Source organism: Haloferax sp. s1, assembly GCF_058382125.1.
In genome coordinates this window covers 1-4262 of sequence record NZ_JBZRPK010000407.1, presented here as the reverse complement: position 1 = coordinate 4262, position 4262 = coordinate 1, and the positions used below count along the sequence as shown (strand labels likewise).

The window sequence follows — 4262 nt, the reverse complement described above, 5'->3', positions numbered from 1 at the left end:
GCGTTGTTCCTCGTCGGTGTACTCAGTCATCCTCGAATCGTTTAGGGAATGAGCGTTCTTAACGGTTACTCGTTTGCGACTTACTGGAACGCGTGAGCGCCGCCCACAGCCAGCGAAGCGGCGGTGATTGCCACAGCAAAGCCGAGTGCCTTCGTTAACTGATCCGGTCCCGCAACCATCAGGCCTGCACCGACGAGCGTGAGCACGCCGAACAACGCCGCAAAGCCGATGGACTTGTCGGATTGCACCGTCTTGGTTTCCATATCCCCGACCTTTTCGGGCGTGTACTTAGTTCATTCGACACTGCTTATCGTGCGTCTGTATAACGCGGAGTTCTGACGAGAGATGTCACCGAACCGTGAATTTGAATCATACGTTCGTCCGGATGCTATCACGAGGCAAATCCTCGCTCGTCCGTTCGACATTTGTACCACTAGTCTCGAGTGACCACAACGATGGGACTTATATCCGCACTGTTCGGCGGACGACTCCGAACCGCACTCGTTGTACTGCTCCTCGTCGGGGCGGGTGTCGGCGGGGCGTACGCCACAGGTATTATCGGCGCGCCGAGCGTCGACGGTGTCGACAACCGATTCGCTAGCGTCAATCAGACGACGACGGTCATCGGGACCGATATCCGCGTCTCGAACCCGAACCCGATTTCGGCGAACCTCTCCGGACTGTCCGTAGACTACGCTATCGACATGAACGGTCTCCGGATGGCAACCGGCGAAAAACGGGGAATCGCTATCGGTCAAGGAACGACCGCGGTTCCGCTTCGGACGACGCTTTCGAACGAACGCATCCCCGACTGGTGGGTATCGCACATCCAGAACGGCGAGCACACGGCGCTCCGCGTCAACGCGACCGTCACCTCCGAGACGCTCGGGAAGACCTTCGAGGCCCCGGAGATAACTCGGAGCATCGACACGGACCTGCTTTCGGCGTTCAACTCCACTGAAACCCGCGAGATAAACGCCGACAAACCGCTGGTCTCCGACCCGGTGTTGTACATCAACGAGACGAGCGCCGAGTGGGGCGACTCTACGGAAGAGCGCACGGCACTCGAACTCACCTTCGTCGTCCACAACCCCAAACCGTACCCGGTCGCCATCTCCGAACTCGGCTACAACATCTCCATGAACGACGTGGATGTGGGCGAGGGAACGACGGAATCCGAGTACGCAATCCCGCCGAAGACGACGAAGACAATCGAGGCGACGACCTACATCGAAAACGACAAACTCGACGAGTGGTGGGTGACGCACCTCGAACGCAATCAGACGACCGACCTACGCATCGACTTCTACGCGAAACTCGATGCTGGTGGCACGACGCTTACGGTCCCGCTCGATGCGCTGACCTACGAGAAGACCTTCGAGACGGACATCTTCGGCAACAAAGCGGCGTCGGGGACGAACTCCACGGCGGGTTCGTCGTCCGACGAGACGACCACGACTGAGGACGCGACTACGGCCGAAGAGACGACCACGACGCAATCATCCGACTCAACTACGACGACCGAAACGAGTACGGCAACCACGACGACAACGACGACAACGACGACTACCGCAACTACAACGACGACTACCGCAACTACAACGACGACTACCGCAACTACAACGACAACCGAGTCGACTACCACCGCAAGCAACGAGACGACTACCGACGACGGGTTGTTGTAGCCCGTTTCGATAGCAAGGGTGAGGGCCTCTGCGGTCCACCGCGGTGATTCCTGACCCAGCCGACAAGATTTTACATTGTGCCGCGGTACGACTGAGTATGACACGGAGTACTCACTCTCCTGATCGAGTTCTTCTCCCGCGATGAGAATCCTGTAACCGTCGAGAGCGACGACGAAACAATTGTTGTCTCCTTCGGCGACCAGACGTGTGAATTGTCCCGTGATGCCGCTTCAGACCTGCAAGAAGCCATCGGCACGGCGCTGACCGAGAAACGCGAGTTCTTCCGCACGGCAGGCGAGTACCGCCAAGACGGGAGTTACGTCGTCTCCCGACGCGGCGCAGATTCGACTGGTAACGCGAAAGTATTCACCAGTTTCGACGAGCTGCGCCGCCTGTACAAGCGACTGCCGGAGCGCTTTACCGCCGACGACGTTGGCCGGACCGGTATCACCGGGTCCCGTCGCCACATGATAATCCGCCACTTTGGCGAGCATCCGGCGTTCGACTGCCGTATCGCCAGTCGGAATCCGTTGACGGGTGAAAAACAGTCGAGCGACACCGATACTAAAGACACAGTAGAATTGGTCGCCGACTGAGGGCGACTCGGTGCTCGACCGAGGGCGACCTATCGCCCGAATTAGTCGAGCGTGACGTGTTCTGACTCTTCGTTGAGCGCCAGGTTCGCCGCTATTTCGGCGTTCCGCATCGCATACTGCGCAGTCTGCTGGAGGCTCACGAGCACCTCGCGAATCTGGAGGAGTTGCTGGTTATCCATCTCCGGAAGGTCGTTGAGGATGTCGCGCTCGCGGTCTCGAATCTCGCGGAACAGTTCGCGGCACTCGATGGTGTGGTCGTAGTTACGCTCGACGACCGCCTTCACTGCAGTCGTCGTAATCTCGTCCACGTGGTCCGTGAACTCCCGGATTCGTCGCATCGTCGACTGGTCGACGTCGAGGGTGTGGCCGTCGGCGTCCATGACGATGTTGGCGATGTCCTCGGCGTTGTCGGCGGTCAGTTCGAGGTTCTTCGCCACAGAGCGGTAGCCGATGAGCGGGAACCCTGAGTCGAGACCGACGGCCCGTGCGAGGTTGGGGTTCTGGTAGGACGTGAAAATGAGACGAAGCAGCAGGACGAAAATCTTGTTCGCCTGACGCTCGCGGTTGAGTGCCCGCTGTGCGAGGTCGGGATTTCCGTGGGCGAGCGCCTTCACGGCTTCGCCGCGCATCGTGCTGCCCGTGTTCTCCAACCGTTTGAGGAGATTGTCGAGGCTGAAGTCCTCGGCGTCGACCGAGCAACGAATGGCGATTCGTTCGGGCGTCTCCTCGATGACGCCGAGACCCATAAGCTGCGTCTCGGCCTTGTAGACGGCGTTGATGTGGTCGGAGTCGAGTGCGCCTTCGCTCTTTTCGATGTGGATGACGCGCCGTCCGAGGACGTACTGCGCCACGATTGCGCGTTCGAGCGCCTCGGCGTTCAGATTATCCGCACGAATCGTTGCTTTCGAATCTTCGGTGCTGACCGACTCGGGAAGGACCGTAAGGGTTCCTTTACCGCTCGTTCGAATCGTCACCTCGTCCCCCTTGTCGACGTTGTGTTCCTTGGCCCACTCCGCTGGGAGCGTCATCGCCAGCGTGGAGGGACCGAGACGCTGGACTTTCCGGGTCTCCATGCCATGTCGAACCCATCCAATGACCTTAAATCTCACCATATGTCACTCCCTGTCAATAATAGTTATGAACCAGAATTGAACATCCCCACGAAACCTAAATCACATCGAGGTACAGCGGTTTGCGTCGTAGTAGTCGCAATCGACGCGGCCGAGTCACTCGATTTTCATCATCCGCCGCTCGACGCGGCCGACCCGGACTTTGGTCCAGCCACGGAGTTCTTCATCGAGGTCCGTATCATCGGTGTCCACGCGGAGGACCGGAATTGTGTCGAGTTTCGACCGCGAGGCGACGACCGACACGTCACACCGCCGAATCACGTCGGGAGAGAGTTGCGGGTTTCCGCGGCCGAAGACGAAGCCCTGTCCACCGATGGGCGTGACGACGATGACGTTTTCCTCGCCGAGATTTGCGAGGATTTCGTCCTCAGTCGCGTCACGAACGAGGACTTCGCCGTCGCGATACACGTCGACGCCGAGTGGCGACCCGTCGATACCGAGTTCGGATTTGACCGCGCCGACAGTGCTTCCGGGACCGAGGACGTACGTGACGCCTTCGCTACTCCGGATGTCGTCGGCCACGCCGGAAGCGAGTGCTTCGACCGTTCCGCCGCTCGTCTGTTTCGACGACTGCAGGTCCTCGGCGACGGGCACGTGAGCGACCGCTCGAAGTTCGGGATGGACCTCCCCGGCGCGATAGTTGTCTTCGTCGATATCCATGACTTCGCGGGCTTCGGTCCGCTCGAACGAGGTTGCGATGTGTGCGGCGTCCTCCGGTGAGACGGCGAAGACGGACGAATAGACCTTCACGCCGGCGGGGACACCGAGCATCGGCACGTCGCTTCCGTCGAGGGCTTCGGCCACGTCGGCCGCGGTTCCGTCGCCGCCGACGAACAACACGAGGTCGACAC

5 protein-coding genes are annotated in these 4262 nt (G+C 59.9%); 2 read left to right on the top strand and 3 right to left on the bottom strand.

Features of this window, described 5'->3' with window-relative positions; all coding sequences use genetic code 11:
- Positions 1 to 80: 80 nt before the first annotated feature.
- Positions 81 to 263 (bottom strand): DUF7525 family protein, encoded by a 183-nt coding sequence (locus tag QT222_RS05380; protein ID WP_004572479.1) that lies wholly within the window; start codon positions 261 to 263, stop codon positions 81 to 83.
- A 192-nt stretch (positions 264 to 455) separates the two neighbouring features.
- Between QT222_RS05380 and QT222_RS05375 the strand changes: the two genes are divergently transcribed.
- Positions 456 to 1685 carry an LEA/WHy family protein gene (locus tag QT222_RS05375; protein WP_491476546.1) on the top strand — a complete coding sequence of 410 codons (1230 nt, stop codon included), beginning with the start codon at positions 456 to 458 and terminating at the stop codon, positions 1683 to 1685.
- Positions 1686 to 1897: 212 nt separating this feature from the next.
- On the top strand, positions 1898 to 2281 hold the full coding sequence (locus QT222_RS05370) for a DUF7528 family protein (RefSeq protein WP_004572481.1): 384 nt from the start codon (positions 1898 to 1900) through the stop codon (positions 2279 to 2281).
- 41 nt (positions 2282 to 2322) lie between these two features.
- Here QT222_RS05370 and QT222_RS05365 read toward each other — a convergent pair whose 3' ends face one another.
- Together QT222_RS05365 and QT222_RS05360 are read right to left on the bottom strand one after the other, a co-directional pair.
- Positions 2323 to 3354 (bottom strand): phosphate signaling complex PhoU family protein, encoded by a 1032-nt coding sequence (locus tag QT222_RS05365; RefSeq protein ID WP_004572482.1) that lies wholly within the window; start codon positions 3352 to 3354, stop codon positions 2323 to 2325.
- A gap of 153 nt (positions 3355 to 3507) precedes the next feature.
- On the bottom strand, positions 3508 to 4262 hold a 755-nt coding region (locus QT222_RS05360; RefSeq protein WP_491476545.1), incomplete at its 5' end, for an ATP-NAD kinase family protein.

Bases quoted from the DNA above. Each gene is read 5' to 3' on its own strand.
- QT222_RS05380 (WP_004572479.1), bottom strand. From the start codon at position 263: ATGGAAACCAAGACGGTGCAATCCGACAAGTCCATCGGCTTTGCGGCG.
- QT222_RS05375 (WP_491476546.1), top strand. From the start codon at position 456: ATGGGACTTATATCCGCACTGTTCGGCGGACGACTCCGAACCGCACTC.
- QT222_RS05365 (WP_004572482.1), bottom strand. From the start codon at position 3,354: ATGGAGACCCGGAAAGTCCAGCGTCTCGGTCCCTCCACGCTGGCGATG.